At 64.6% G+C, this 24,818-nt stretch carries 24 protein-coding genes and 2 pseudogenes; 15 read left to right on the forward strand and 11 right to left on the reverse strand.

Annotation, left to right across the window (positions count from 1 at the left end; genetic code table 11):
• Window positions 1–61: 61 nt before the first annotated feature.
• Complete coding sequence (locus JZZ72_RS27805) at window positions 62–403, reverse strand: hypothetical protein (RefSeq protein WP_054914555.1); 342 nt, start codon at window positions 401–403, stop codon at window positions 62–64.
• A 340-nt stretch (window positions 404–743) separates the two neighbouring features.
• On the reverse strand, window positions 744–914 hold the full coding sequence (locus tag JZZ72_RS12995; RefSeq protein ID WP_177346323.1) for a hypothetical protein: 171 nt from the start codon (window positions 912–914) through the stop codon (window positions 744–746).
• A 225-nt stretch (window positions 915–1,139) separates the two neighbouring features.
• Here JZZ72_RS12995 and JZZ72_RS28095 point away from each other — a divergent pair.
• The 3 genes and pseudogenes from JZZ72_RS28095 to JZZ72_RS13005 all read left to right on the forward strand — a co-directional run bounded on the left by JZZ72_RS28095 (window position 1,140) and on the right by JZZ72_RS13005 (window position 4,474).
• Window positions 1,140–1,451 (forward strand): annotated as a pseudogene (locus tag JZZ72_RS28095) (integrase).
• A 71-nt stretch (window positions 1,452–1,522) separates the two neighbouring features.
• Window positions 1,523–3,109 (forward strand): ABC-F family ATPase, encoded by a 1,587-nt coding sequence (locus tag JZZ72_RS13000; RefSeq protein ID WP_043861471.1) that lies wholly within the window; start codon window positions 1,523–1,525, stop codon window positions 3,107–3,109.
• Between the two features lie 171 nt (window positions 3,110–3,280).
• Window positions 3,281–4,474 (forward strand): MFS transporter, encoded by a 1,194-nt coding sequence (locus tag JZZ72_RS13005; RefSeq protein ID WP_054914556.1) that lies wholly within the window; start codon window positions 3,281–3,283, stop codon window positions 4,472–4,474.
• On the opposite strand, the gene JZZ72_RS13010 is transcribed toward JZZ72_RS13005, so the two are convergent.
• Window positions 4,468–5,499, reverse strand: a complete 1,032-nt coding sequence (locus JZZ72_RS13010) for an alpha/beta hydrolase family protein (protein WP_054914557.1) — start codon at window positions 5,497–5,499, stop codon at window positions 4,468–4,470. The two genes, JZZ72_RS13005 and JZZ72_RS13010, sit on opposite strands and share 7 nt — an antisense overlap.
• Window positions 5,500–5,632: 133 nt before the next feature.
• Entirely contained in the window at window positions 5,633–6,244 is a 612-nt protein-coding gene (locus JZZ72_RS13015; RefSeq protein ID WP_054914558.1) for an FMN-dependent NADH-azoreductase, read from the reverse strand.
• A 128-nt stretch (window positions 6,245–6,372) separates the two neighbouring features.
• Between JZZ72_RS13015 and JZZ72_RS13020 the strand changes: the two genes are divergently transcribed.
• Window positions 6,373–7,281: a LysR substrate-binding domain-containing protein gene (locus tag JZZ72_RS13020; protein ID WP_210014548.1), complete on the forward strand. Its 909-nt coding sequence runs from the start codon at window positions 6,373–6,375 to the stop codon at window positions 7,279–7,281.
• Window positions 7,274–7,633: an MmcQ/YjbR family DNA-binding protein gene (locus tag JZZ72_RS13025; RefSeq protein ID WP_043861467.1), complete on the forward strand. Its 360-nt coding sequence runs from the start codon at window positions 7,274–7,276 to the stop codon at window positions 7,631–7,633. The genes JZZ72_RS13020 and JZZ72_RS13025 overlap by 8 nt, the downstream gene beginning before the upstream one ends.
• Before the next feature lie 63 nt (window positions 7,634–7,696).
• Here JZZ72_RS13025 and JZZ72_RS13030 read toward each other — a convergent pair whose 3' ends face one another.
• Complete coding sequence (locus tag JZZ72_RS13030; protein WP_236066268.1) at window positions 7,697–8,098, reverse strand: DUF1294 domain-containing protein; 402 nt, start codon at window positions 8,096–8,098, stop codon at window positions 7,697–7,699.
• 1 nt (window position 8,099) lies between these two features.
• Window positions 8,100–8,930 carry an undecaprenyl-diphosphate phosphatase gene (locus tag JZZ72_RS13035; RefSeq protein ID WP_054914658.1) on the reverse strand — a complete coding sequence of 277 codons (831 nt, stop codon included), beginning with the start codon at window positions 8,928–8,930 and terminating at the stop codon, window positions 8,100–8,102.
• Between the two features lie 284 nt (window positions 8,931–9,214).
• Between JZZ72_RS13035 and JZZ72_RS13040 the strand changes: the two genes are divergently transcribed.
• The 8 genes from JZZ72_RS13040 (at window position 9,215) to JZZ72_RS13075 (ending at window position 16,012) form a co-directional block, all read left to right on the forward strand.
• Window positions 9,215–10,849 carry a methyl-accepting chemotaxis protein gene (locus JZZ72_RS13040; RefSeq protein ID WP_043861500.1) on the forward strand — a complete coding sequence of 545 codons (1,635 nt, stop codon included), beginning with the start codon at window positions 9,215–9,217 and terminating at the stop codon, window positions 10,847–10,849.
• A 150-nt stretch (window positions 10,850–10,999) separates the two neighbouring features.
• Window positions 11,000–11,566: a nicotinamide riboside transporter PnuC gene (gene pnuC / locus JZZ72_RS13045; RefSeq protein ID WP_210014537.1), complete on the forward strand. Its 567-nt coding sequence runs from the start codon at window positions 11,000–11,002 to the stop codon at window positions 11,564–11,566.
• Window positions 11,563–12,114: an AAA family ATPase gene (locus JZZ72_RS13050; RefSeq protein ID WP_210014538.1), complete on the forward strand. Its 552-nt coding sequence runs from the start codon at window positions 11,563–11,565 to the stop codon at window positions 12,112–12,114. The genes pnuC and JZZ72_RS13050 overlap by 4 nt, the downstream gene beginning before the upstream one ends.
• A 295-nt stretch (window positions 12,115–12,409) precedes the next feature.
• Window positions 12,410–12,862: a hypothetical protein gene (locus JZZ72_RS13055; RefSeq protein ID WP_373870424.1), complete on the forward strand. Its 453-nt coding sequence runs from the start codon at window positions 12,410–12,412 to the stop codon at window positions 12,860–12,862.
• 1 nt (window position 12,863) lies between these two features.
• The gene (locus JZZ72_RS13060) at window positions 12,864–13,436 is read left to right on the forward strand and encodes a hypothetical protein (RefSeq protein ID WP_043861463.1); all 573 of its coding nucleotides are present in this window, start codon (window positions 12,864–12,866) and stop codon (window positions 13,434–13,436) included.
• Window positions 13,437–13,501: 65 nt separating this feature from the next.
• Entirely contained in the window at window positions 13,502–14,497 is a 996-nt protein-coding gene (locus JZZ72_RS13065; protein WP_043861462.1) for a hypothetical protein, read from the forward strand.
• 60 nt (window positions 14,498–14,557) lie between these two features.
• Window positions 14,558–15,238: a C39 family peptidase gene (locus JZZ72_RS13070; protein ID WP_043861461.1), complete on the forward strand. Its 681-nt coding sequence runs from the start codon at window positions 14,558–14,560 to the stop codon at window positions 15,236–15,238.
• A 33-nt stretch (window positions 15,239–15,271) separates the two neighbouring features.
• Complete coding sequence (locus JZZ72_RS13075; protein ID WP_043861460.1) at window positions 15,272–16,012, forward strand: hypothetical protein; 741 nt, start codon at window positions 15,272–15,274, stop codon at window positions 16,010–16,012.
• 101 nt (window positions 16,013–16,113) lie between these two features.
• On the opposite strand, the gene JZZ72_RS27810 is transcribed toward JZZ72_RS13075, so the two are convergent.
• Complete coding sequence (locus JZZ72_RS27810) at window positions 16,114–16,251, reverse strand: hypothetical protein (RefSeq protein WP_236066271.1); 138 nt, start codon at window positions 16,249–16,251, stop codon at window positions 16,114–16,116.
• Between JZZ72_RS27810 and JZZ72_RS13080 the strand changes: the two are divergent.
• Window positions 16,213–17,264, forward strand: a pseudogene (locus tag JZZ72_RS13080) (hypothetical protein). The gene JZZ72_RS27810 and the pseudogene JZZ72_RS13080 overlap by 39 nt on opposite strands.
• Window positions 17,265–17,352: 88 nt before the next feature.
• On the opposite strand, the gene JZZ72_RS13085 reads toward JZZ72_RS13080, so the two are convergent.
• A complete protein-coding gene (locus JZZ72_RS13085; RefSeq protein ID WP_043861458.1) occupies window positions 17,353–18,678 on the reverse strand; it encodes a sigma-54 dependent transcriptional regulator in 1,326 nt (441 codons plus the stop codon).
• 323 nt (window positions 18,679–19,001) lie between these two features.
• On the opposite strand from JZZ72_RS13085, the gene JZZ72_RS13090 reads away from it, so the two are divergent.
• Window positions 19,002–19,268 carry a hypothetical protein gene (locus JZZ72_RS13090; RefSeq protein WP_054914565.1) on the forward strand — a complete coding sequence of 89 codons (267 nt, stop codon included), beginning with the start codon at window positions 19,002–19,004 and terminating at the stop codon, window positions 19,266–19,268.
• Between the two features lie 117 nt (window positions 19,269–19,385).
• On the opposite strand, the gene JZZ72_RS13095 is transcribed toward JZZ72_RS13090, so the two are convergent.
• The 3 genes from JZZ72_RS13095 to cobN are packed head-to-tail and all read right to left on the reverse strand — an operon-like array spanning window position 19,386 to window position 24,815.
• Entirely contained in the window at window positions 19,386–20,054 is a 669-nt protein-coding gene (locus tag JZZ72_RS13095; RefSeq protein ID WP_229589463.1) for a vWA domain-containing protein, read from the reverse strand.
• Window positions 20,051–21,058, reverse strand: a complete 1,008-nt coding sequence (locus JZZ72_RS13100) for an ATP-binding protein (RefSeq protein ID WP_116054196.1) — start codon at window positions 21,056–21,058, stop codon at window positions 20,051–20,053. The genes JZZ72_RS13095 and JZZ72_RS13100 overlap by 4 nt, the downstream gene beginning before the upstream one ends.
• A 7-nt stretch (window positions 21,059–21,065) precedes the next feature.
• Entirely contained in the window at window positions 21,066–24,815 is a 3,750-nt protein-coding gene (cobN, locus tag JZZ72_RS13105) for a cobaltochelatase subunit CobN (RefSeq protein WP_210014539.1), read from the reverse strand.
• Window positions 24,816–24,818 lie beyond the last annotated feature (3 nt).

Consider the following 24,818-nt stretch of genomic DNA (forward strand, 5'->3'; position numbering starts at 1 on the left):
TGGAACGCGCGCAGCTAGTCCATCCCGCTAATGCGGAATGAGGCTCAATGTTGGAAAGGAATCAAACGCGTGGCGGTCGCCATACCCCGGACGGGGTCTGTACAGGCAGAGAATCGCTGATGAGGGAAAGCACTACGGGGCTGAACACGGTCACAGGAGGCTTGAAGATTGAGACTTGCAACATACCGCCCGACTTGCACTCCTGGCCCGGCTTGCAAGGTTTGCCGTGTTCGACAGGGCTTTTCATGTCGTTGCAACAATCCATGCCCATGTCGTCCATCATAGCCATACCCATGGTCTTCATCGGGCAAGGTTCTGTCGGTGCCTGGACCCCCGCCATCCCACTGAGGGGAAGCGCCAGGCTGATCAAGAAGATGAGACAAAACCGCAGGTAGCGTTTCATGGTCTGGAGTGTATTCGCTGAAAATGGCTCTTACAATTGGGCACTGATCATCAAAAAAATGTCGTCAACCTCCAAAGCAGGCAATCAAGCCTTTTAAAAATTAAGCCAGTATTACGCGAAAAAAATTAACAATTTGGCCGAGACAGGCATTGCGAGGCAGTTCCGTAAGGGCTCTCTTGGAATCACGCCCCCCTATTGTCTGGGGTAGATGCCTGGAACAAGAGTTTTCGCTTCAGGCAGGGCCTCCCTATTCAAGGCTCGCTCGATAGTCCGCGTTGAGTATTTTCACTCAGGCACCTATGTGTATGCCTGTGCCTGCACCTTGACCCCACCGCACACGTCAAGCCCGCTGGCGATATCCGGTAACGAGCAGCACTACGCCAGGCACCAGAAAGCCGACCGCGGTGTAGCCAAAAGCAGCTTGCCCAGAGGCGCCGACTGCGGCGAACGCAGCGCCGATCGCAATCAGTGGCGCCGCAGCGTAGTAGAACGGTTTGGCTTTATTGGCCATATCTAACCTCCTGTTTGACATACTTTTTTATAACACATCAGTCCGCCGAAAGGCGCGGGCCTGGAGAGCTGTTGCCGTGGCAAACGAAGAACTGGCCGGGCCGCTGCGGCGGCGTGCAAGGACGACGGCAGTAGCGGCCCGCAGACAAGCATGCGGGCAAAAAGGAAGAAACCCGGGGATGAGCACGCTGGGGAGCAACAGGCCGTGGTACCGGGTTTGCGCAAAATGGCATCGAAATCAGCCACTCCCACCAGTCCTTTTGTGTTCCAGCCGGGTAAAGGCGGGATGTAGATCAGGCAGGCAGGTGTTACAATCAGGCACTTCAAGCTCGCGCTCAAGGCGCTGGGCATCCGTGAACGTCGGCAGTACGACACGCGCCACACCTACGCAACCATGTGCCTAATGGCTGGGATGAACCCTGCGTTCATCGCGAACCAACTCGGCCACAGCGTCGAGATGTTGCTCTCTACCTACGCAAAATGGATCAGCTCCTCCTCGGATTGGAAGGAGCTGGAGAAGCTGCCGTCCCGTATCTGACGGGCCCAAAATCGGCCCCAAAAGGTCGGCGGCACCTAAACACACCTCTGGACACCCCGCAGGATAAGCACTTGATTTCTACCGCTAACATCACCATGCAGTTTGGCGCCAAGCCCTTGTTCGAGAACGTCTCGGTCAAGTTCAACAATGGCAACCGCTACGGCCTGATCGGCGCCAACGGCTGTGGCAAGTCGACCTTCATGAAAATCCTCGGCGGCGACCTGGAGCCGTCGGCCGGCCAGGTGATGCTCGAGCCGAACGTGCGCCTGGGCAAGCTGCGCCAGGACCAGTTCGCCTACGAAGAATTCACCGTGATCGATACCGTGATCATGGGCCACGAGGAACTGTGGCGGGTCAAGGCCGAGCGCGATCGTATCTACTCGCTGCCGGAAATGACCGAAGACGACGGCATGGCCGTCGCCGAGCTGGAAACCGAATTCGCCGAGATGGACGGCTACACCGCCGAATCCCGCGCCGGTGAACTGCTGCTGGGCCTGGGTATCCCCCTCGAACAGCATTTCGGCCCCATGACCGAAGTCGCCCCAGGCTGGAAACTGCGTGTGCTGCTGGCCCAGGCACTGTTCTCCGACCCTGAAGTGCTGCTGCTCGACGAGCCGACCAACCACCTGGACATCAACACCATCCGCTGGCTGGAAAGCATCCTCACGGCGCGTAACAGCACCATGATCATCATTTCCCACGACCGTCACTTCCTCAACAGCGTGTGCACCCACATGGCTGACCTGGACTACGGCGAGCTGCGTCTGTTCCCGGGCAACTACGACGAGTACATGACCGCCGCCACCCAGTCGCGCGAGCAACTGCTGTCGGACAACGCCAAGAAGAAGGCCCAGATCGCCGAGCTGCAGACCTTCGTCAGCCGCTTCTCGGCCAACGCCTCCAAGGCCAAGCAGGCCACCTCGCGCGCCAAGCAGATCGACAAGATCCAGCTGGCCGAGGTCAAGCCATCGAGCCGCGTCAGCCCGTTCATCCGCTTCGAGCAGACCAAGAAACTGCACCGCCAGGCCGTGACCATCGAGAAGATGTCCAAGGGCTTCGACGGCAAGACCCTGTTCAAGAACTTCAGCTTCACCGTCGAAGCCGGCGAGCGCGTGGCGATCATCGGCCCCAACGGTATCGGCAAGACCACCCTGCTGCGCACCCTGGTCGGCGAGCTGACCCCGGATGCCGGCGAGGTGAAATGGACCGAAAGCGCCGAAGTGGGCTACTACGCCCAGGACCACGCCCACGATTTCGAAGAGGACCTGAGCCTGTTCGACTGGATGGGCCAGTGGACGCAGGGCGAGCAGATCATCCGCGGCACTCTGGGGCGCATGCTGTTCTCCAACGACGAGATCCTCAAGTCGGTGAAGGTGATCTCCGGTGGCGAGCAAGGCCGCATGCTGTTCGGCAAGCTGATTCTGCAAAAGCCCAACGTACTGGTGATGGACGAACCGACCAACCACCTGGACATGGAATCGATCGAGGCGCTCAACCTGGCGCTGGAAAACTACCCGGGCACGCTGCTGTTCGTCAGCCACGACCGCGAGTTCGTGTCCTCGCTGGCCACCCGCATCATCGAGCTGAGCCCCAGCGGCGTGATCGACTTCAGCGGAACCTATGACGACTACCTGCGCAGCCAGGGTGTGTTGATCTAAGCGTCGTACACAAGCTTCGTCGGCAAGGCCGGCTCCTGCAGGGTGCGTGGTTTTCGCGACCCGGGTGGGGGCCAGCCTTGCTGGCCACAGCTTGTTCGTTAGCCTGCTTTCTTTTCCTGCCCGCTCCCGCCATCATGGTCGCCTCCAACCGCTTGCCTGCGAACGAGCCCCATGTCTGCCCCGCCCCCTTCTGCTGCACTCAGTAACGAGTCGGTTACCCGACAGATACTGTCGATCGTCTTCTACACCTTCATCGCCTTCCTCTGCATCGGCCTGCCGATCGCGGTGCTGCCCAGCCATGTGCATGACACCCTGGGGTTCAGCGCGGTCATCGCCGGCATCACCATCGGCCTGCAATACCTGTCCACCCTGCTCAGCCGCCCCATGGCCGGACGCCTGGCCGACAGCCTGGGGACCAAGCGCGCGATCATCTACGGGCTGCTGGGCATCGCGCTGAGTGGCGTGCTGACCTGGGCATCGGCACTGGCCGTGCACCTGCCAGTGATGAGCCTGGCGGTGCTGCTGGCTGCACGGGTGGCCCTGGGCATCGCGCAGGGCCTGATTGGCGTGGGCACCCTGAGCTGGGGCATCGGCCAGGTGGGCGCCGAACACACCGCGCGGGTGATTTCCTGGAACGGTATCGCCTCCTATGGCGCCATCGCCATCGGAGCACCGCTGGGGGTGATCGTGGCCAGCGAACTGAACTTCGCCACCCTGGGCCTGAGCCTGACCGCGCTGGCGGCAGCGGCGCTACTGGTGATACGCAACAAGCCCTCGGTGCCGGTGGTGCGTGGCGTGCGCCTGCCGTTCTGGGCCGCCTTCGCGCGGGTGGCACCGTGCGGCGTGGGCCTTACCCTGGCCTCCATCGGCTATGGCACGCTGACCACCTTCGTCACGCTCTTCTATATAGAACGCGGCTGGAGCGGCGCCGCCCTGTGCCTGAGCGCCTTCGGCGTGTGCTTCATCCTGTCGCGGCTGCTGTTCGTGAACGCGGTCAACCAGTGGGGCGGCTACCGCGTGGCAATTGCCTGCATGGGCGTCGAGGCCCTGGGGCTGGCATTGTTGTGGCTGGCGCCGTCACCGCTGCTGGCGTTGGTCGGCGCGGGGCTGAGCGGCTTCGGCCTGTCACTGGTGTACCCGGCACTGGGGGTCGAGGCGATCAAGCAGGTGCCCAGTTCCAGCCGCGGCGCCGGGCTGGGGGCCTACGCAGTGTTCTTCGACCTGGCCCTGGCGATTGCCGGCCCGGTGATGGGCGCCATCGCTGCGCACCTGGGCTACGCCTCGATCTTCTGTGTGGCGGCGCTGCTGTCACTGGCCGGCGTGGGCCTGACCCTGGTGCTGTTGCGCCGCGCCACGGCTCAGTGATCGACCGCACTCAGGCCGACACGCTCGGCGCCCCCCAGGGTGCGGGTGAAGAAGCGCGTGGCTTCGGCCTGTAACGACAGGTGTATGCCGGCGCGGTCCACCCCTTCGGCATCGGTGCACAGCGTGGCCATGTGCTGCAGTTGGGATGCATCGCACGGGGCCATGAACACGAAGTGCCCGGCACCCGCCAGCAGGCGGTAGTTGGGGGTGATCGGCAGTTTGCGCGCCAGCGCCTGGGCATTCTTGTCGATGGCCAGCAACTGGTCGCGGTCGCCGCTGTAGATCAGCGCGGGCACCTTCACATCGGCCAGCGCGTGGCGTCCGAACATCAGGCTCAACGGCGCCATCAGCAGCAATGAACGCACCCTGGGGTCGGCATGGGGCAGCAGGTCGTCACGGTCTGCCACCAGCACCCCGTGGGCCTTGCAGGCATCGGCGTCCAGCGGGTTCTGCTGGCAGTAGCGGCGCAGGCGTTGCAGGTCTGGTCGGGCACCGGACAGGATCAACGCTGTCTCGCCACCGGCCGAGTAACCGATCATGCCTACCTGCCCGTCGCTGACGTAAGGTGCAAGCAACGGATCGGCAAGGGTCGCGGTCAAGGCGGCACTGATCTGCAGGGGCCGGCCATAGAGGTTGCTCAGGGTGCCAAGCCGGCTGTGATCGCGGGCGTTGTCTCCCGGGTGCACCACCGCCACCACCACGAAGCCCCGGCGTGCCAGGGCGCTGGCCAGGTCATGCAGCGCCAGTGGCGTGCCGGTGTTGCCATGGGACAACATCAGCAGCGGAAAGCGGCCCATTACCACCGCGCCTTCTTCGGCCACGTGGACCCGATAGCCGTCGACCTGATGCCACCGGGCGGCGTCGCTGGATGGGTAGAACGCCAGCGCCTGCATCGGCTGGCCGTCCACCGGGTCGGTCACAGCCATGCGATGCAGGCCGACACTCCAGTGCTGCGCAGGCTCGGCCTGCACCAGCAGGCAGCAGCTCCACAGCACCAGCATCAAAAATGTTCGAACCCACCGCATCGTTGCTCACCCTGCCCGGCCCGCACCTGTGACCGGTACTGGCAAGCATAGAGCGGGCCAGGCCGGGCTGGATGAAAGGTGCATGAAAAAGCCGACTTGCGGGGTGACCGCAAGTCGGCTTTTCGACAGGGGCTCAGGCAGCCGCGAACAGCTCGCTGTCGATCTGCGCCTGGGCGGCCTGCATGGCATTGCTGCGGTGCTCGTCGCCGTAGGCCAGGCCATGGGCGCGAACGAACTCGACGTCGGTGATGCCGATAAAGCCCAGGAACACCTTGAGGAATTCCTCGTGGGCCACACCGGTCGGCTGGCCGACGTGCAGGCCGCCGGAGGTCGACACCACGATCACCTTCTTGTTGCCGCACAGGCCTTCAGGCCCGGCTTCGGTGTAGCGGAAGGTCTGGCCGGCGACGGCAATGCGGTCGATCCAGGCCTTGAGCTGGGTCGGCACGGTGAAGTTGTACATGGGCGCCGCGATCACCACCGCATCGGCCGCCAGAAACTCCTGGAGGGTTTCACTGCTGAGCCTGGCTTCATGTTGCTGCGCCGCATCGCGCAGTTCGTCAGGCGTGCCGGCGGCAACCAGGGTCGCGGCCGAGAAATGGCTGATGGCATCGGCGGCCAGGTCCCGGTAGACCACCTGCGCCGAAGGTTCTGCCGCTTGCCAGGCGGCGACCACGCGCTGGCTGAGCTGGCGAGAAGCGGAGTTGTCGCCGAGGATGCTGGAATCGATGTGCAACAGTTTCATGGGGCTCTCCTGAATGAGGATCGGCTGGCGATCACGATGGGGAGGATGCTACCGGGATAGCCAATAGCTGATAAGATCGCAAATTCGCACTTCTTCGTCCCACTGGCAGGACAATGCCCATGACCGGCATGCAAGACCTCAACAATCTGTTCTATTTCGCCCGCGTGGTGGAGGCCGGTGGTTTCGCGGCGGCCGGGCGTCTGCTCGGTGTGCCCAAATCCAGGCTGTCGCGGCGCATTGCCGAACTGGAGGAGCGCCTGGGCACGCGTCTGCTGCAGCGCACCACCCGGCAACTCAAGCTCACCGCCGTGGGCGAGCGCTACCTGCGCCATTGCCAGGCCATGCTGCTGGAGGCCGAGATGGCCGACGAAGCGGTGGCCAGCATGACCAGCGAACCGCGCGGGCGCTTGCGGGTGTCGTGCCCGGTGGGCCTGGCCCATGAGTTCCTGCCCGGCGTGATCAGCGCATTTTTGCAGCAGTACCCGCAGGTACAGCTGGACATGGTGCTGCTCAACCGCCGGGTCGACCTGATCACCGAAGGCATCGACGTGGCCCTGCGTGTGCGCGACCTGGGCGACGAAGACCCGGCGCTGGTCACCCGCCGCCTGCGCCAGGCGCAGATGTTGCTGGTGGCCGCACCTGAGTTTGCCGCCCGGCACCCTGTCAGCTCCCCTGCCGACCTGGCCAGGGTGCCGGTACTGGGCGCGGTCGAGGCCGACCGCCTGGTGCACCTGCGCCTGCTCGACGAGCAGGGCCACAAGCAGGACCTGACCCTGGAAGCGCGCCTGGCCATCGACGACTTCGTGGTGCGCAAGGCCGCCACCCTGGCGGGCCTGGGCTTCACCACGCTGCCTATCATGCACTGCGAGGCCGAACTGCAGCGCGGCGAACTGGTACGCCTGCTGCCGGGCTGGTCACTGCCGGGCGGTTACCTGCAGGCGGTGTACCCGCACCGGCGCGGCGTGCTGCCGGCGGTCAGGGCGTGGATCGATCACCTGGTAGCCTCGTTCGAGGAATGCGGAGAGCGTTATGTCTGAGCGAAAAATGACCGAGGCACAGGTGGCGGCATTCTGCCTGGGCCTGCCCGGTGTGCAGGAAGATTACAAATGGGGTGGCGTGCGCGTGTTCTCGGTGGCCGGCAACAAGATGTTCGCGGTGATGGACCTGGCGGGTGCAGGCTTGTCGTTCAAGGTCGACACCGAACTGTTCCTGGGCTACGTGGACCGCCCCGGGGTGCGACCGGCGCCGTACCTGGCGCGGGCACACTGGATCAGTGTGGCGCAGCCTTATGCGATGGGGCGTGGGGAACTGGAAGAGTTGCTGCGCCGCTCGCATCAACTGGTGGTGCGGCGATTGCCCAAGCGCGTACAGGTCGGGCTGCTGCTCTGAGGCCGATGGCTTTCGCCGGCAAGGCCGGCCCCTGAAGGCGCCGACCTTGCCGGCGAAAGCGCTCTAGAACCCGAACAATCGCCCGGCAAGAAACAGGTAGTCGGCCCAGAACACCTGATGCCCCAGCACGATCACCCAGAACACCAGCTGATAGGACAACTTGCGTGTCTTGTGCCGGAACACCTGCTGCGCCAGCAGCGCGCCTGGCCAGCCACCGACCAGTTCGCAGGCATGCAGCACCTTCTCGGGGGTACGCTGCCCCTGGCCGCGCGCCTGACGCTTGTCGTAGCCATACAGCCCGAAACAGCCAAGGCTCGCCAGCCCATAGGCCGCCAGCCACAACCAGTTGCCTGTGCCCACACCCAGCTTCAGTGCGCCCAGCACCGGCAGCAGGCACAGGGCCACGAATGCCAGCAACTTGAGGCGCAGGTGGCGCATGGGCGGGCGCGTTTCGATGCGGGCCATCTCAGCCGTGCGCCACGGCCCAGTCGACCCAGCCGAACTGCCAGGTCGCCAGGATCACCAGGCCAAATGCGATACGGTACCAGGCAAACACCGCGTAGCTGTGGCTGGCGATGAACTTGAGCAAGCCGCGCACCGCAATCATCGCGAAGATGAACGACACCACGAAGCCGATGGCGAACACCGGGAAGTCATCCGGCTGGAACAGGTCGCGGTACTTGTAGCCCGAGAACACCGCCGCCCCGACCATGGTCGGCATCGCCAGAAAGAACGAGAACTCGGTGGCGGCCTTGCGCGACAGGCCGAACAACAGCCCGCCGATGATCGTCGAGCCCGACCGCGAAGTCCCCGGAATCATTGCCAGGCACTGCGCGCAGCCGATCTTCAGCGCATCGGTCCAGCGCATGTCATCGACCTCCTCGGCACGCACCACGTGCTGGCGGCGCTCGGCCCACAGCATGATCACCCCGCCCACCACCAGGGCCACCGCCACCGTGATCGGGTTGAACAGGTACTCATGGATCAGGTCGGCGAACAGCACGCCCAGCACCACGGCGGGCATGAAGGCGATCAGCAGGTTGAGGGTAAAGCGCTGGGCCCGGGCCTGGCGGGGCAGGCCCACCACCACGTCCAGGATCTTGCGGCGAAATTCCCACACCACCGCCAGGATCGCGCCCAGCTGGATGATGATGTTGAACGCCATCGCGCGTTCGCCGCCAAAGTCGATCAGGTCGGCGACCACGATCTGGTGACCGGTACTCGAAATGGGCAAAAATTCCGTCAGACCCTCGACGATGCCGAGAATCACAGCCTGCATGGCGGTCCAAAAATCCATCATTCCCCCGTAAGACATTGCCGCTGGCAGGTCTCATCATTCGTTATTTGATTGCCCGAAACCGGGCATATTACGGCGACACTCCGTCGCAAAACCGAAGGAAATGCTACCCCGGCCTTCAGAACTGCCCCGTGAAGGCCGAAATCCTAACAGAGCGCTCGTGCAAACGCTGCCGCTCGACGCGACAGCGCTCTACTAATCAATCACTTAGCCCTTGGTCGAGTAGGTTGTTTCGGTAAAGCGTGGTTGGATGCGGACAATAACAAGAACATAGGGTGACCTTCATGAAGACTTTACGCAGTATGTCGATCAGCCGTCGGCTGTGGCTCATCCTGGTGGTGGCGGTACTGATGCTGGTGACCCTGGGGCTGCTGATGCTGCGTCAGATCCACGGTGACCTGTACCAGGCAAAGGCCGAAAAGACCCGGCACGTGGTCGAAACCGCAGCCGGCGTGCTGGCCTATTACCAGGGGCTGGAAGCCAGCGGTACCCTTACCCGCGAGGCCGCCCAGCAACAGGCGCTGAGTGCGGTGCGCGGGTTGCGTTATGACCAGGACGACTACTTCTGGATCAACGACCTGGGCCCGAAGATGATCATGCACCCCATGAACCTCAAGCTCGAAGGCCAGGACCTCTCCGGCATTCGCGACCCGGACGGCTATGCGCTGTTCAACGAAATGGTCGCGTTGGCCAAGGCCCAGGGCGCCGGCAGCATCGACTACCGCTGGCCCAAGCCCGGTGCCAGCGAGCCGGTGGAAAAAACCTCGTACATCCAGCTGTTCAAACCCTGGGGCTGGGTGATCGGCTCTGGCGTGTACATCGACGACATGCACGCCGAGTTCGTGCGCCAGCTTCGCGACGCATCGCTGCTGGGGGTGGTCATCGCGCTGATAATGGCACTGGTGGTCATGCTGATCGCCCGCAGCATCACCCGCCCCTTGCAAGAAGCCGTGGATGCCATGGGCAACATCGCCAGCGGCGAAAGCGACCTGACCCGTCGCCTCGACACCCATGGGCAGGATGAAGTCACCCAGCTGGGCCTGCACTTCAACACCTTCACCGCCAAGCTGCAGCAGGTGGTGACCCAGTTGCAGGGCGCCGCCCAGGCCCTGGGCCATTCGGCCGGGGACGTAGGCAGCAACGCCGGCCAGGCGCACCAGCGCAGCGAACAGCAGTCGCAGCAGATGGAACAGGTGGCCACCGCAATCAACGAGGTCAGTTATGCGGTGCAGGACGTGGCCAGGAACGCCGAGCACGCCTCCAGCGAGATGCAGGACGCCCAGCAGCGGGCCGAACAGGGCCGGCAAAGCATTCATGGCAGCCTGCTGAAAATCGACGAGCTGTCGGGCACCATCGACCAGGCGGTGCAGGTGATCCAGGCCCTGGCGGGCCAGAGCACGCGTATCGGCAGCGTGCTGGAGGTGATCCGTTCGATTGCCGAGCAGACCAACCTGCTGGCACTCAACGCCGCCATCGAGGCCGCGCGGGCGGGTGAACAGGGTCGCGGGTTCGCCGTGGTGGCCGACGAAGTGCGCCTGCTGGCGCAACGCACCCAGCAGTCGACGGCCGAGATCCAGCAGATGATTGAGCACCTTCAGGGCCAGTCCGAGGCTGCGGTCAAGGCGATCGATGCCAGCAGCCTGGCCTCGCGCGAGACGGTCGAACAGGCCAGCGAGGCCGGTGCCAGCCTGGATGCCATCAGCCAGGCACTGCACAACCTCAGCGCGCTGAATGCCTCGATTGCCAGTGCCACGCTGCAGCAGTCGCATGTGGTCGAAGAGATCAACCACAACGTCACCCAGACGGCCGAGCTGTCGCGTCAGACGGCCGTGGCGGCGCACCAGTCGAGCAGTGCCGGGGCCGCATTGAACCAGTTGAGCGAACAGCTGGGGCAGTTGCTGAGGCAGTTCCGGGTCTGACCGCAGCCTGCACCTCGCCGGCGGCCGGCTTCTGCAAGGCTCGACATTGCCTCAGCAGGAGCCGGCCTTGGCGGCGAAGTGCTCACCCAAGGCTGGCGCCTGACGTGCCACAAGGTACAATCGCCGCCCTGCCCCCCTTAAGGAACGCCGATGTCCGGCCTGGAACTGTACGCTGCCGTGCTGGGCGTCATCGCTGTATGGCTCACGACCCGCCAGAACCCCTGGTGCTGGCCCATCGGCCTGCTGGTGGTGCTGCTCTACAGCTGGATCTTCTTCGACTTCAAGCTGTATTCGAACATGCTGCTGCAACTGGCGTTTGCCGTGTTCCAGCTCTATGGATGGTGGCAGTGGACACGCCCCGGCGAGGATCGCCCGATCCGGCAGGTGACCTACCTGCGTACCGCGCCGCTGCTGTCGGGCCTGGGCGTGGGCCTGCTGGCCAGCCTGGCCCTCGGTGCGGCCATGGCCACCTGGACCGATGCTGCAGAGCCCTGGCTGGACGCCACCCTCACCGCCTTCAGCCTGGTGGCGCAGTTCTGGATGGCGCAAAAGCGCGTGCAATGCTGGCCGTTGTGGATGGTGCTGGACGTGATCTTCGTCGGCCTGTTCCTCTACAAAGGCATGTACATCACCGCCGCGCTGTATGCGCTGTTCACCCTGATCGCCCTGCAGGGCTGGCATAGCTGGCGACGTGACCCGGCATTGGCCAGCCCATGAAGGTCCTGGTACTGGCGGGCCCGGAGTCCAGTGGCAAGAGCTGGCTGGGCGGCGAAATCCAGGCGCATTTCGGTGGCGAACTGGTAGGCGAGTACGTGCGCCACTTCATCGACGAGCAGCGACGCGACACCTGCTACGCCGACATCGACCCCATCGCCCGCGGGCAACTGATGTGGGAGGATGCGGCCCGCGGGCGCCAGCCCGAGCTGCTGATACTCGATACGCACCTGCTGAGCAACATGCTGTGGAGCCGCGTACTGTTCAACGACTGCCCGGCGTGGCTGGAACAGGCGCTGCTGGCACGGCGCTACGACCTGCACCTGTTGCTCAGCCCCGCAGGCGTGCCCTGGGTCGGCGACGGCCAGCGCTGTCAGCCACGGCTGGAGGAGCGCCAGGCGTTCTTCGATGCCAGCCGCCAATGGCTGCAACGGCATGGCCAACCCATGCAGGTCATCGAGGGCGACTGGGCATACCGCCAATCGACGGTACTGGCGGCCGTACAGGCGCTGCTGGAAGGAAAGCCCCCGGCCTGCGCCACCGAGTGTTAACCCGGCGTTACACACCCGGCCACCTCAACCGCCGATCCAGAGCACTTGCGCCCAACACGCGGTGACGTGTTAAGCCGGTGATACACCCACCCTCGGGGCACGCCGGGCATCTGCGCTGCTCCAAGGCCTGTAAAAAGGACCAGCGGTTGTATCACCGGTGATACAGGTTTTCCGACCGGCCCCTGCCACGTGCGCTATGCCCTTGATTCGCTGGCACAAAGCAAAAGCGGCACAGCTTCTGCTCTCCTTCTCGCAACGCTGATAGGGCCAGCGCACCGAAGAAGGAATCGCTGCCGTGGGGAATCACACCAACAAGCTGCTGAGTCTTTTCGTCATGGGCTGTGCGCTGGGCGCCAGCACCCTGAGCCTGCCGATACTGGCCGCCGGCGACGGCACCATCATCATCCAGCGCCAGGTTCAGCCGCGTTCGGCCGTTCGCCCGACCGGCACCCCCGACCCCCGCCCCATGACCGTCAATGCCAATCAGTCGCCACGCATCCTGAGCCAGACCAACGAGCTCAGCGATGGCGACTTTGCCGGTGTGGCCAGCGGTGCCAGTGTAAACCGGGTGTTGATGCCCGACGCATCCGGCAACATCCGCGGCATGGGGGCGGTGCCCACCAGCCTGCCGGGCCTGCGTGGCGGTTCCGGCCCTGGCGCAGGGGGCGCCAACAGCATCTCCAATTCGGTCAACCAGAACGTGCAGCGTGGCCTTGCGCCGCTGCAGATCCTGACCGGGGGCCGTTGAGATGAACCACTCACTGCTGTTTCTGGCGCTGGCCTGCAGCGCGTCGGCCCTGGCCGGCCAACCGGTCAATGACAACGCCACCATCAACGCCAGCGGCCAGGGCTACAAGGGCAACGTGACCATCAACCAGGCGGCTGGCGACCAGCAGCAACAGAACAACAGCCGCGCCATCGCCATCAACCCCGATGCCACCGCCACCACCCAGGTGCGCCAGCGCATCGACACCCCTGCCAGCAGCGCGATCAATGCCCGCGCCAGCATCGGTGGCAACGCCTTCACCAACGGTAACGGGATGATTGGGATCAACCAGTCGGCCGGTGCCAACACACAACAAGTCAATGCCGTGCGGGTAAGCATCAGTGCCACCGCGCAGAGCATCGACGACAGCGTCCTCGACCAGCAGAACGTGGCGCTGTCAAACGGCTCAGGCTCGACAGGTCAAACCCCCGGCAGTCGCCAGGTCGCTACCAGCGATCAGGCCTTCACCGGCAGCCGTGGGGTGATCCAGTTGAACCAGAGCGCCGGGGTCGGGAACCGAATGGCCAACACCCTGAGCGTACGGGTTGCAGATTGACCCGAGCAGTTCACAACGCAGCACAACACAACACTTAACAACTAAAAACAATGCGGAGAAACACCATGAAACCCACAATGGCACTCAAGCCTCTGGTATTCGCACTCGCAGCGGTCATGGCAGTTGCTGCACAAGCGGGCGGAAACAACGGTGGTCACAACGGCGGACACAATGGCGGCAATAACGGCGGCAACAACAATTCCAGCGCGCTGCTCGCCCTGCTGGTAAACGCCGGCGCTGGCGCCACCGTGATCGATACCCAGGGCAATGGTGGTAACGGTGTGCTCAACGAGAACACCCGCAACAACGGCACCATGGACAACTCGGCAAACGGCTCTCAAGGCAACCTGGGCGCCAACGTGGCCGCCGGTGACGGCAACCAGCAAGACAACGTTGCCGCCATCGCCACCGCCGACGAACGCTTCATCTTCGGCAGTGCGGTTGCTGTTTCCAGCGCCACCCAGACCAACACCAGCAACATCGTCAACAACTTCTCTACCCAGAACAACGCCAATCTCACCAATTCGGCGAACAACAGCTCCGGCAACATCGGTGTCAACGTGACCGCCGGCGACTTCAACCAACAGAAAAACAACCTGGCAATCGCCGTGTCCGGCGGCCGTGTGGCCGTGGCCAGCGCAGCCGCCAACCAGTCCACCTCCGGCCTGAGCGTCAACAACAAGGCCGACCGTACCTACACCAAGGAAACCCTCGGTGGCGCCTTTGCCGCCTATGGCCAGTACGAAGGCGAAGGCCACGGCTACGTGGAACGCAAAGACGACAAACCCGGGCACAACGGTGGCTGGGATGATCGTGGCGGCAACAAACCACAGAAAGACAAGCTTACCTTCACCGAAGAAGGCAGCTTCGTACTCGGTGGCGTCTACACCTACCAGGTGCTCAAACCTACCGGCTGGGCCAACCCTGTGGTCAACAACGCCAACATGAGCAACTCGCTCAATGGCGTGTCGGGCAACGTGGGCGCCAACGTGTCGGCCGGCTCGGGCAACCAGCAGAGCAACTCGCTGTCCATCGCAGCAGGCTGCCGCGCCTGCCTGTAAGCTGAAAAAGGACGGGGCCCCCAGGGGCCCCTTTCCTGCCATCTACACGGTGCGAAGACCATGCGCATTGCCCTGCTTGCCGCATTGCTGTTTCTGGCCAGCCTGGCCGAGGCCGCACAGATGCCCATCGCTGCCCTGCCGGGCGGCAATGTCATTTACAAGCCCATCCAGAGCATTCGCGAACGACGCTTCGCCGACCTTGTACAACAGAAAACCGATTTCAGTTGCGGCGCCGCCGCCCTGGCCACCGTCCTCAAGCAAGCCTACTGGCTGGACGTCGACGAAGAACACATCATCGACGGCATGCTCGCCCACGCCGACCAGCAAGTGGTCAAGACCCAGGGCTTCTCCATGCTGGACATGAAGAAATACGTGGAAAGCATCGGCATGCGTGCCCGGGGCTATCGGATCCCGCCCGAGAGCCTGCAAAGCGTCACCATTCCAGTGGTAGTGCTGATGGACATTCGCGGCTACAAGCACTTCGTGGTGCTGCAACGCACCGAAAAGGACTGGGTGTACATCGGTGACCCGGTTCTGGGCCACAAACGCTACAAGTTCGATGATTTCGTCAAAGGCTGGAACGGCATCATCTTTGCCGTCATCGGCCCTGGCTATGACAAGGCCAACGCATTGCTCGACCCGCCACAACCCTTGACTGCAAAAAACAAGATCAACGGGTTCAGCCCGGTAGACGATGCGCAGTTGATGGATTTTGGTTTCATACAAAGTGATTTCTTCTAATCAGAAGGGGCATGAAGCTCCGGGGAGCACCCGATGAAGACTTCAACCTGGCTGGTTGCCGCCTGCCTGGCCGCCAGCTTGCCTGCGCATGCGCAGTTCAAGCCCATCGAGATCAAGGACCAGGAACTGTCCGAACTGCGCGGACGCTATGTGATGCCAGGGCGCATCATCAGCTTTGGCGTGGTGATGAGCAGCACCTGGCAGAACGCCCGCGGCGACAGCATCGGCGCCACCGCCAGCATGCAAGTGCAGCAATCCTCGTTCAAGCCGCAGTTCTATGTATCGCTCGACACGCGCGACGGCAACGGCGCCCCGGTAACCCAGGGCAACGGTACCGTCACCGGCGGGGCCGGCCTTGGCACGACCCAGGGCGTTACCCAGTCGGTACGCGCGGCGGGCGACTACAACACGGCCTACAACAATGTCTCGATCAACGTGAAGGAAGCCAACAGTGCCCCGGCGGCGGGCCAGCCACAGGGTCAGTTGCTGGGTAGCGGGCAGACCATCACCGGCAGCAATGGCGCCGGCACGCTGAGCGTTTCCGCCACCGGCAAGGGCATCCAGCTGGGTATCCAGGCCAACAACAACCAGGGCAATACGGTGCAGCGCCTGGCCCAGGGCGGGCTGCTGCAGGCCACCACGCTCCTGGGCGGCAACAACGCCGTCAACAACATCACCCAGCTCAATGTGGTACTGCGCAACAACCTGCCTACTGCCGGGGCCTTGAACTGCAACCTGGATCAACTCAAGGGCCTTCGTATTTCCGGATATTGATCTACGCTCTGTCTCAATTCACCGCAGTTGGAAGGGACGGCTAACCCATGCATCGATCGTTTTCGTTGAAGGCAGTGGTCTGTGTGAGCACTCTGGCGTCTTCAGCGCTGCTGCAAGCGGCGCCAGATCCGCAAGTTGAGGCCCTGAAACAGGAGTTGCAGGCACTCAAGCAACGTTATGAATCCCAGCAGCAGGCACTGATGGTGCTCGAGCAGCGGGTCCGCCAGGTTGAAGATCAACCCCCGGCACCGGCAGTTCCTACGGCGAAGCGCTCAAGGGCGATTCGGAACCTGCGCAGAGCGTGTCCAACCTGTACGACGAGGCCAGCGGCTTCTTCGGTGGCGGCAAGTTCAGCGTCGAGACCGGCATCACCTACGCCCGCTACGACACCCGCCAACTGATCCTCAACGGTTTCCTCGCGCTGGACTCGATTTTCCTGGGCAACATCAACCTGGACCGCATCAAGGCCGACAACTGGACCCTGGACCTGACTGCCCGCTACAACCTCGACCAGCGTTGGCAGTTCGATATCAACGCCCCCATCGTCTACCGCGAGTCCACCTACCAGTCCGGGGGCGCCGGCAACAACGCCCAGGGCGTGACCGAACAGACCGTCACTCGCGACCCGACCCTGGGGGATGTCAACTTCGGCGTGGCCTACAAGTTCCTCGACGAATCGGAAAACAGCCCCGATGCGGTGCTCACCCTGCGGGTCAAGGCGCCCACCGGCAAGGACCCGTTCGGCATCAAGCTGATCCAGGATCCGAACAACGACAGCCTCGCCTACCCCGAAGACCTGCCCACCGGCAACGGCGTATGGTCCATCAGCCCGGGCATCTCGCTGGTCAAGACGTTCGACCCGGCAGTACTGTTCGGCAGCCTGTCCTATACCCATACCCTGGAAGAGTCGTTCAGTGACGTCAGCTCCACGTCCGGGGTCAAGGTGCCGGGCAAGGTCAAGCTGGGCGACAGCTTCCAGATCGGCGCCGGTATCGCCTTTGCGCTGAACGAGAAGATGAGCATGTCGTTCTCGGTGTCCGACCTGATCGCGCGCAAATCCAAGATCAAGTCGGCCGAAACCGGCGACAGCTGGACCTCGGTGCCCAGCAGTGATGCCAACGCCGCCTATTTCAACGTGGGCATGACCCTGGCCGCCACCGACAACCTGACCATAGTGCCCAACCTGTCGATCGGCCTGACCGACGATGCGCCGGACTTCACCTTCAGCCTCAAATTCCCTTACTACTTCTGATCTGCGCCGACGCCATTCGCCAGCAAGGCTGGCTCCTACCTTCGGGTAGGAGCCAGTCTTGCTGGCGAATGGACGTAGCGTGGGATCTTCAGCGAATCTGATGCTTGTGCAGCAACCGGTAGAACGTAGGCCGCGACACCCCAAGCACCTTGGCCGCAATGCTGAGGTTGTCACTGTGACGATTGAGCACGTCACACAGCGCCTGGCGCTCGGCGCGGTGCTTGTAGTCTTCCAGGGTACCCATCGGCGTCATCTCGACCTGCGCCCCCTGCAACCCGAGGTCCTGGGCCTCGATCTGCCGCCCTTCGGCCAGCACCAGGCCGCGACGCACGCGGTTGGCCAGTTCACGCACATTGCCCGGCCAATCATGCTTGCCCATCGCCATCAGCGCGTCTTCGCTGAAGGTGCGCGGGCGCCGGCCGGTTTCCTGGCTGTAGAAACGCGAAAAGTGGCTGGCCAGCATCGACAGGTCGCCATGCCGGTCACGCAGCGGTGCCGTCACCACCTGCAGCACGTTGAGCCGGTAATACAGGTCTTCGCGAAAACGCCCGCTGGTGATCGCGCTCTCCAGGTCGACATGGGTCGCAGCCAGCACCCGCACGTCCACTGCAATCGGCTGGCTGCCGCCTACCCGTTCGATATGCTTTTCCTGCAGAAAGCGCAGCAGGTTGGCCTGCAGTTCCAGCGGCAGGTCGCCGATCTCGTCGAGAAACAGCGTGCCGCCGTTGGCAGCCTCGATGCGCCCGACCTTGCGCTGGTGCGCGCCGGTGAAGGCGCCCTTTTCGTGGCCGAACAGCTCGGACTGGATCAGGTGTTCGGGAATCGCCCCGCAGTTGATCGCCACGAACGGTTTGTCGTGGCGCTGCGACTGCCGGTGCAGGGTGCGCGCCACCAGCTCCTTGCCGGTACCGCTCTCGCCTCGAATCAGCACCGGTGACTCGGTGGGCGCCAGCTTGCTCAGCAACTTGCGCAATTCGCGGATCGGGCGGCTGTCACCCAGCAGTTCGTGCTCGGGCTCATCCACATGCAGGTTGCCCTTGCCGCGCAGGCGTGCCATGCCGAATGCGCGACCCAGGGTCACCTGCACGCGGGAGACATCGAATGGCAACGTATGGAAGTCAAAAAACCACTCGCACACAAAATCACCCACGTTCTGCGCGCGCAGCTCCTCGGCGCTGAGCACCGCGATCCACTCGGTACCGCTGCGGCTGATCAGGTCCTTGACCGCATCGGGGTGCTGCAGGTGGCTGGCGTGCAGGCGCAGCAACCCCACATCGCAAGGGTGCTCCAGGGCAGTGGCAAGGGTGCAGGTGCGCACGTCCCAACCTACGCTGCGCAGGCCTGGCAACAAGCGGTGGCAATCGTCACAAGGGTCAACGATCAGCAAGCGGCGGTTCGGTACCGGTTCCAGCATGACCTTTCCTTGGCGCCAATTATTGGAAATGTTAGTAGAAACAGCATGTTGTATGGCCCGTCTGTAACAGTAGCAACCAACGTCAGAATGCCCACTACCGTCCGTCTGCAAATACGGCCTTGCTTTCGGCTCGGTAGAATTTTCCTGTTAATTCAACGTCCCAGATGTTGCCAATGAATGCAGATTGTCAGCACCGATTAAAAAAACATTACTTGCAGTGTGACCTGACCCACTACTGCGTGCATCAGTACAAGTAACCTGCCGCAGGGAACACACCTTGCCGCAACTTTTTCAATGTTTGGGACCACAGAGAGACCGAACCCATGAACGCCCCGCTCCGTGTCAACGAAGCACTGCTGATTGCCGACCACGCCTTCGAACCTTTCCAGTGCGTCGCCTGGGATGTGCCTAACGGCACTGGCGAACTCAGCCTGGCGGTAATCGACCGGACCAGCACCCGTATCGGCAGCAAGCAAGTTCCAAGCAGCACCTATTCCGACCCGCAGCAATTGGCACACCTGATCGAGGAAGTGCGCGCCGAGTTGAGCCAGAAAGGTTATGACTTGCAGCCGTGGAGCATGCCGAAGTAACTTTCCGGCCTGCCCCGTTCATGCAAAAGTGCACCCACCGGGTGCACTTTTTTTGTTTGTGAAGTGTGCGCCGGCGGCTGCGGCAGTTGGCCGCAGTTTACGGCCCAAGTACTTGTTTCAACGCAAGTTGAACTGTTCCAGGTGTTGGTATTGCGCACCCAGTTCCAGCGCCATTTGCCTGGCGCGGCCCAGGCGAACCGGTGCGCTTTCCATGTCCACCAGCAGGCTGCTGCACGGCAGTGCCTCCAGCGCCGGCCAGGCCTTGAGCCGGCCATCGGTGAGGATCAGGCAGTGCTGCACCTCATTGGGGTAGCGCCGCTGGCGTTGGGTCAGCCATTGCCGGGCCTGCTGCAGTGCCTCGAGCAGTGGCGTGCCTCCGCCGGCGCCAAGCTCCGCCAGCCAGGGCTGCAGCGCGGCAGAGGCCTTCAGGCCGTGGCGCTGCCAACGCGGTTCGCGGCCGCTGGCCGTGAGCAGGGCGAGCCTGGCGCGGGCCCGGTACGCCTGGTCGAACAGCTCGGCCAGCAAACCCTTGGCCTTGCTCAGTGCCTGGTAACGCCGGGTAGACGCCGACGCATCCACAATCACCAGCCAGAGCTGCGTCGGCGCTGCGGTGCGCTGCGCCCAGCACAGCTCGTCGCGCTGGCGCGGGCGGCCCTTGAGCAGGGTGGCAGGCCAGGCCACGCTGCCCTGCCCGGCTGCCCGGGCACGCCCGCGCGGGCCCCGGTCGAGCTTGCCTGCACGGGGCCTGGCATCCGCCGCCGGGTGCGAGCGCGGGCGGATGCTCAAGGCTTTTTTGGCCAGCGCGGTACCTCGCGCCGAGCGCCCACAGCCACCGGCTGGCCTGGCAGCTCACCCCACTGGCCACTGCCCTGGGGCTCGCTCGACGGGCTCGATTGCCCCTGGGGCTGAGCGTCCGGGCGAGGCGGTTGCTCGGCGGGCCGGTCATGGCGCCGATGGCGCAAGGCAAACTCTGCCACCGCCTCGATATCCTCGGCCTCGATGCCCGGTGCACTGCGCCAGGCCGCATGGGCACGGGCGGCACGCAACCAGACCAGGTCGGCGCGCAGGCCGTCGACCCCGGCCTCGAAGCAGCGCTGGGTGATCTGCGCCAGGGCCTGGTCATCCAGGGCAATCTGTTCCAGGCGCTCGCGTGCCTGCTGGCAGCGCTGGCGCAGCTCGGCCTGGGCATCGGCCCACTGCGCGCAGAACGCCTGCGGGTCGCTGTCGAAGTCCAGCCGGCGGCGGATGATCTGGCCTCGCGCCTCGGGCAGCGGCTGGCCCTGCAGGGCCACATTCAGGCCGAAACGGTCGAGCAACTGCGGACGCAGCTCGCCCTCCTCCGGGTTCATGGTGCCGATCAGCACGAAGCGCGCACTGTGCCGATGGGAAATGCCATCGCGCTCTACCCGGTTGGTGCCGCTGGCAGCCACATCCAGCAGCAGGTCGACCAGATGATCGGGCAGCAGGTTGACCTCGTCGACGTACAGCACGCCGCCATCAGCCCTGGCCAGCACACCCGGCGAGAACTGCGCGCGGCCCTGCCCAAGCGCAGCATCCAGGTCCAGGGTGCCGACCAGGCGCTCCTCGGTGGCGCCCAGCGGCAAGGTCACGAAGGGCCCCTCGCCCAGCAGGTCGGCCAGGCCCCGGGCCAGGGTGCTCTTGGCCATGCCGCGCGGGCCTTCGATCAGTACGCCGCCGATCCTGGGGTCGATGGCCGTCAGGCACAGCGCCAGCTTCAGGTCGTGGGCGCCGACCACGGCGGCCAGCGGAAAATGTACGGGTTCGCTCATGTCTGGCTTATTCCTCTGCGTCCAGCAGTTGCTCTTCCAGGGCCTGGCGGTACTCGCCCGGAGCCTGCCACAGCCCGCGCTGCTGGGCCTCCAGCAAACGTTCGGTGATGTCGCGCAGGGCCTCGGGGTTGTGCTGGCGGATAAACTCGCGGGTCGCGGCATCGAGCACATAGGCCTCGGCCAGCGACTGGTAATGATGATCGTCGATCAGGTGCGTGGTGGCATCGAAGGCGAACAGGTTGTCGACCGTCGCGGCCATCTCGAACGCGCCCTTGTAGCCATGGCGCTTGACCCCGTCGATCCACTTGGGGTTGAGCGCACGCGCACGGATCACCCGGTTCAGTTCTTCCTTGAGGGTGCGAATGCGCGGGCGATCCGGCTGGCTGTGATCGCCGTGGTAACTGGCAACGCCGGCGCCGGCCAGGCTTTCTGCCGCCGCGAGCATGCCGCCCTGGAACTGGTAGTAGTCATTGGAATCGAGCAGGTCGTGCTCATGGTTGTCCTGGTTCTGCAGCACCGCCTGCACCTGGCTCAGGCGCCGGGCAAAGGGTTCGCGCGCGGCGGTGCCGTCGTCCGAGGCACCATAGGCATACGCGCCATGGTTGATGTAGACCTCGGCAAGGTCTTCACGGCTGTGCCACAGACGGCCGTCAATGGCGTTCTGCACCCCGGCGCCGTAGGCACCGGGCTTGGAGCCGAACACCCGCCAGCCCGCCTGGCGCTCGGCCTGCTCGGGGCTCAGGCCAGCGGCCAGCAGTTCGGCACGCTCGCTGCGCACCTTGGCCGCCAGGGGGTTGAGGTCATCCGGCTCATCCAGTGCCGCCACGGCCTGCACCGCCGCGTCGAACAGCTTGATCAGGTTGCCGAACGCATCGCGGAAGAACCCCGAAACGCGCAGGGTCACGTCTACCCGTGGGCGATCCAGCAGGCTCACCGGCAGGATCTCGAAGTCGTCCACCCGCTGGCTGCCGCTGGCCCATACCGGTCGTACGCCGAGCAGGGCCATGGCCTGGGCGATGTCGTCGCCGCCGGTGCGCATGGTGGCCGTGCCCCATACCGACAGGCCGAGCTGGCGCAGGTGGTCGCCGTGGTCCTGCAGGTGGCGTTCCAGAATCAGGTTGGCCGAGGCGAAACCGATGCGCCATGCCGTGGCGGTGGGCAGGTTGCGCACATCCACGGTGTAGAAGTTGCGGCCGGTGGGCAGCACGTCCAGGCGCCCGCGGCTGGGCGCCCCGCTCGGCCCCGCCGGCACGAAACGCCCGTCCAGCGCCGCCAGCAGGCCCTGCATTTCGGCCGGGCCGCAGGCATCCAGCTGCGGCGCCACCTGGGCCCGCAGCGCCTGCAGCACGGCCTCGACGTCGGCGCTGTGCTGGTGGCTGGCCGGCGCCCCGTCGAGGGTCTGCTCGATCAGGCGGGCGGCATACAGTTCAAGCCGCTCGCGGGTGTCGCCGTTGGTCCGCCAGGCCTCGCTGCTCACCTGTGCCAGGCTCGGCGGCCGTGGCCCTTCCCAGGCAAGGCCCAGGTCGCAGTCCAGCGGGTCGAAGCCCAGCCCCAGGCCGCGGGCCAGGGCGCGCAGCAGGCTGGCATTGGGGCCGCGCCCATCACCACGTTCCACCCGCAGCAGGGCCAGCAGCGTGTCGATCCGCAGGCGTCCGTCCGGCGATTGGCCGAACACATGCAGGCCGTCGCGAATCTGCGACTCCTTGAGGTCGCACAGGTAGGTGTCCAGGCGCGGCAGCCACACCGCCGCATCGTCCAGCTCGCCTTCCAGCTGCAGCTCGCGGTCGATGTGGTTGTCACGCACCAGGTTGAGGATGTCGCGCTGCAGTTCACGGGCCCGGCGCGGGTCCAGCAGTTGCGCCTCGTAGTACTCGTCGGCCAGCAGTTCCAGGTCGCGCAACGGCCCGTAGGTTTCGGCGCGGGTCAACGGCGGCATCAAGTGGTCGATGATCACCGCCTGGGTGCGGCGCTTGGCCTGTGCGCCCTCGCCCGGGTCGTTGACGATGAACGGGTAGATGTTCGGCAGCGGCCCCAACAACGCGTCCGGCCAGCACCCGGCTGACAGGCCGACGCCCTTGCCCGGCAGCCACTCCAGGTTGCCGTGCTTGCCCACGTGGATCAGCGCATCGGCGGCATAGGCGTGGCGCAGCCAGAAGTAGAACGCCAGGTAGCCATGCGGCGGCACCAGGTCGGGGTCGTGGTACACCGCACTGGGGTCGACCTGATAACCGCGCGCCGGCTGGATACCAACGAAGGTCAGGCCAAGGCGCAGGCCGGCGACCATCATGCGCCCGCTGCGAAACATCGGGTCCTGCTCCGGCTCGCCCCAGCGCTCGCGCACCGCCTGCTGGTTGGCCTGAGGCAACAGGGCGAAGGCGGCGCGGTAATCGTCCAGCGCCATGCTCTGCGCACAGGGGCGCTGGTCGAGCGTGTCGAGGTCGTTGCTGACCCCGCCGAGCAGGGCCTGGATCAGCGCCGTGCCACTGTCTGGCAACGGCCCCACCGGGTAGCCCTGGGCCTGCATGGCGCGCAGGATGTTGAGCGCCGCCGCTGGGGTGTCCAGCCCCACACCGTTGCCGATGCGCCCGTCGCGGGTCGGGTAGTTGGCCAGAATCAGCGCCACGCGTTTTTGCGGGTTGTCCAGGCGCGCCAGCTCGCACCAGCGCCGGGCCAGTTCCGCAACAAAATCCATGCGTTCCAGGTGCGGCTTGTAGCACACCACGTCCGACTGGCTGCGTTCGCTGCGCCAGGCCAGGTCCTTGAAGCTGATCGGCCGGCTGATGATGCGCCCGTCCAGTTCCGGCAGGGCAATGTGCATGGCCAGGTCGCGGGCGCCCAGGCCCTGTTCGCTGGCCTCCCAGGCCGGCTGGTTGTCCTGTGCGCAGATGGCCTGCAGCACCGGGATGTCGCGCCGGAACGGGCGCAAATGCGGCTGCTGCGGGCTGGACTGGGCGAAGCCTGTGGTGTTGATGATCAGGGCCGCGTCGACCTGGTCCAGCCATTGCTCGACCTGGTCCAGGCAGGCTGCCTCCTTGAGGCTGGCCACGGCAATCGGCAGCGGGTTGAGCCCCGCGCCTTGCAGACGCTCGCAAAACGCATCGATGAACCCCGTGTTGGCGGCCTGCAGGTGCGAGCGGTAGAAGATGATCGGCGTCACGGGCTGGCCGGGCTGCCACAGGGCACGCCAGCTGTCCACGCTCGCCTGGGGGTGTTGCGGGTGATAGACACTGGTGCGCGGCAACTGCTGCGGCTCGTCCCAGTGGTAGTCGCGGTCCAGCCATTGGCTGGCCAGGCACTGGAACAGGTTCAGCGCATTGGCCTTGCCGCCCTGGCGCAGGTAGTGCCACAACCGTTCGGCCTGGGCAGCGGGCACCGTGCTCAGGCTGGTCAGCTCAGGGTCCGGGCGGTCGTCGCCCGGCACCAGGATCAGTTGCACGCCCCGCCCCGCCAGCGCCACCAGTTGCTCCACGCCATAGCGCCAGTAACCGATACCGCCGTGCAGCGACACCAGGATGACCTTGGCATGGCGCAGCACTTCGTCCACATACAGGTCGACCGAAGCATGGTTCTGCACCTGCATCGGGTTGGCCAGGCGCAGGCTGGGGTAGTCGTCCGGCAACTGCTGGGCGGTTTCGGCCAGCAGTGCCAGGTGCGAATCACCGCTGCAGAGAATCACCAGGTCGGCGGGGGTCTGGCCGAGGTCGGCGATGCTGTCGTCCGGCACAAAGCCGCCGGGCTGGGTCCGCAGCAGGTGCATGGG

The sequence above is a fragment of the Pseudomonas palmensis genome, assembly GCF_017848315.1.
Taxonomy (GTDB): domain Bacteria; phylum Pseudomonadota; class Gammaproteobacteria; order Pseudomonadales; family Pseudomonadaceae; genus Aquipseudomonas; species Aquipseudomonas palmensis.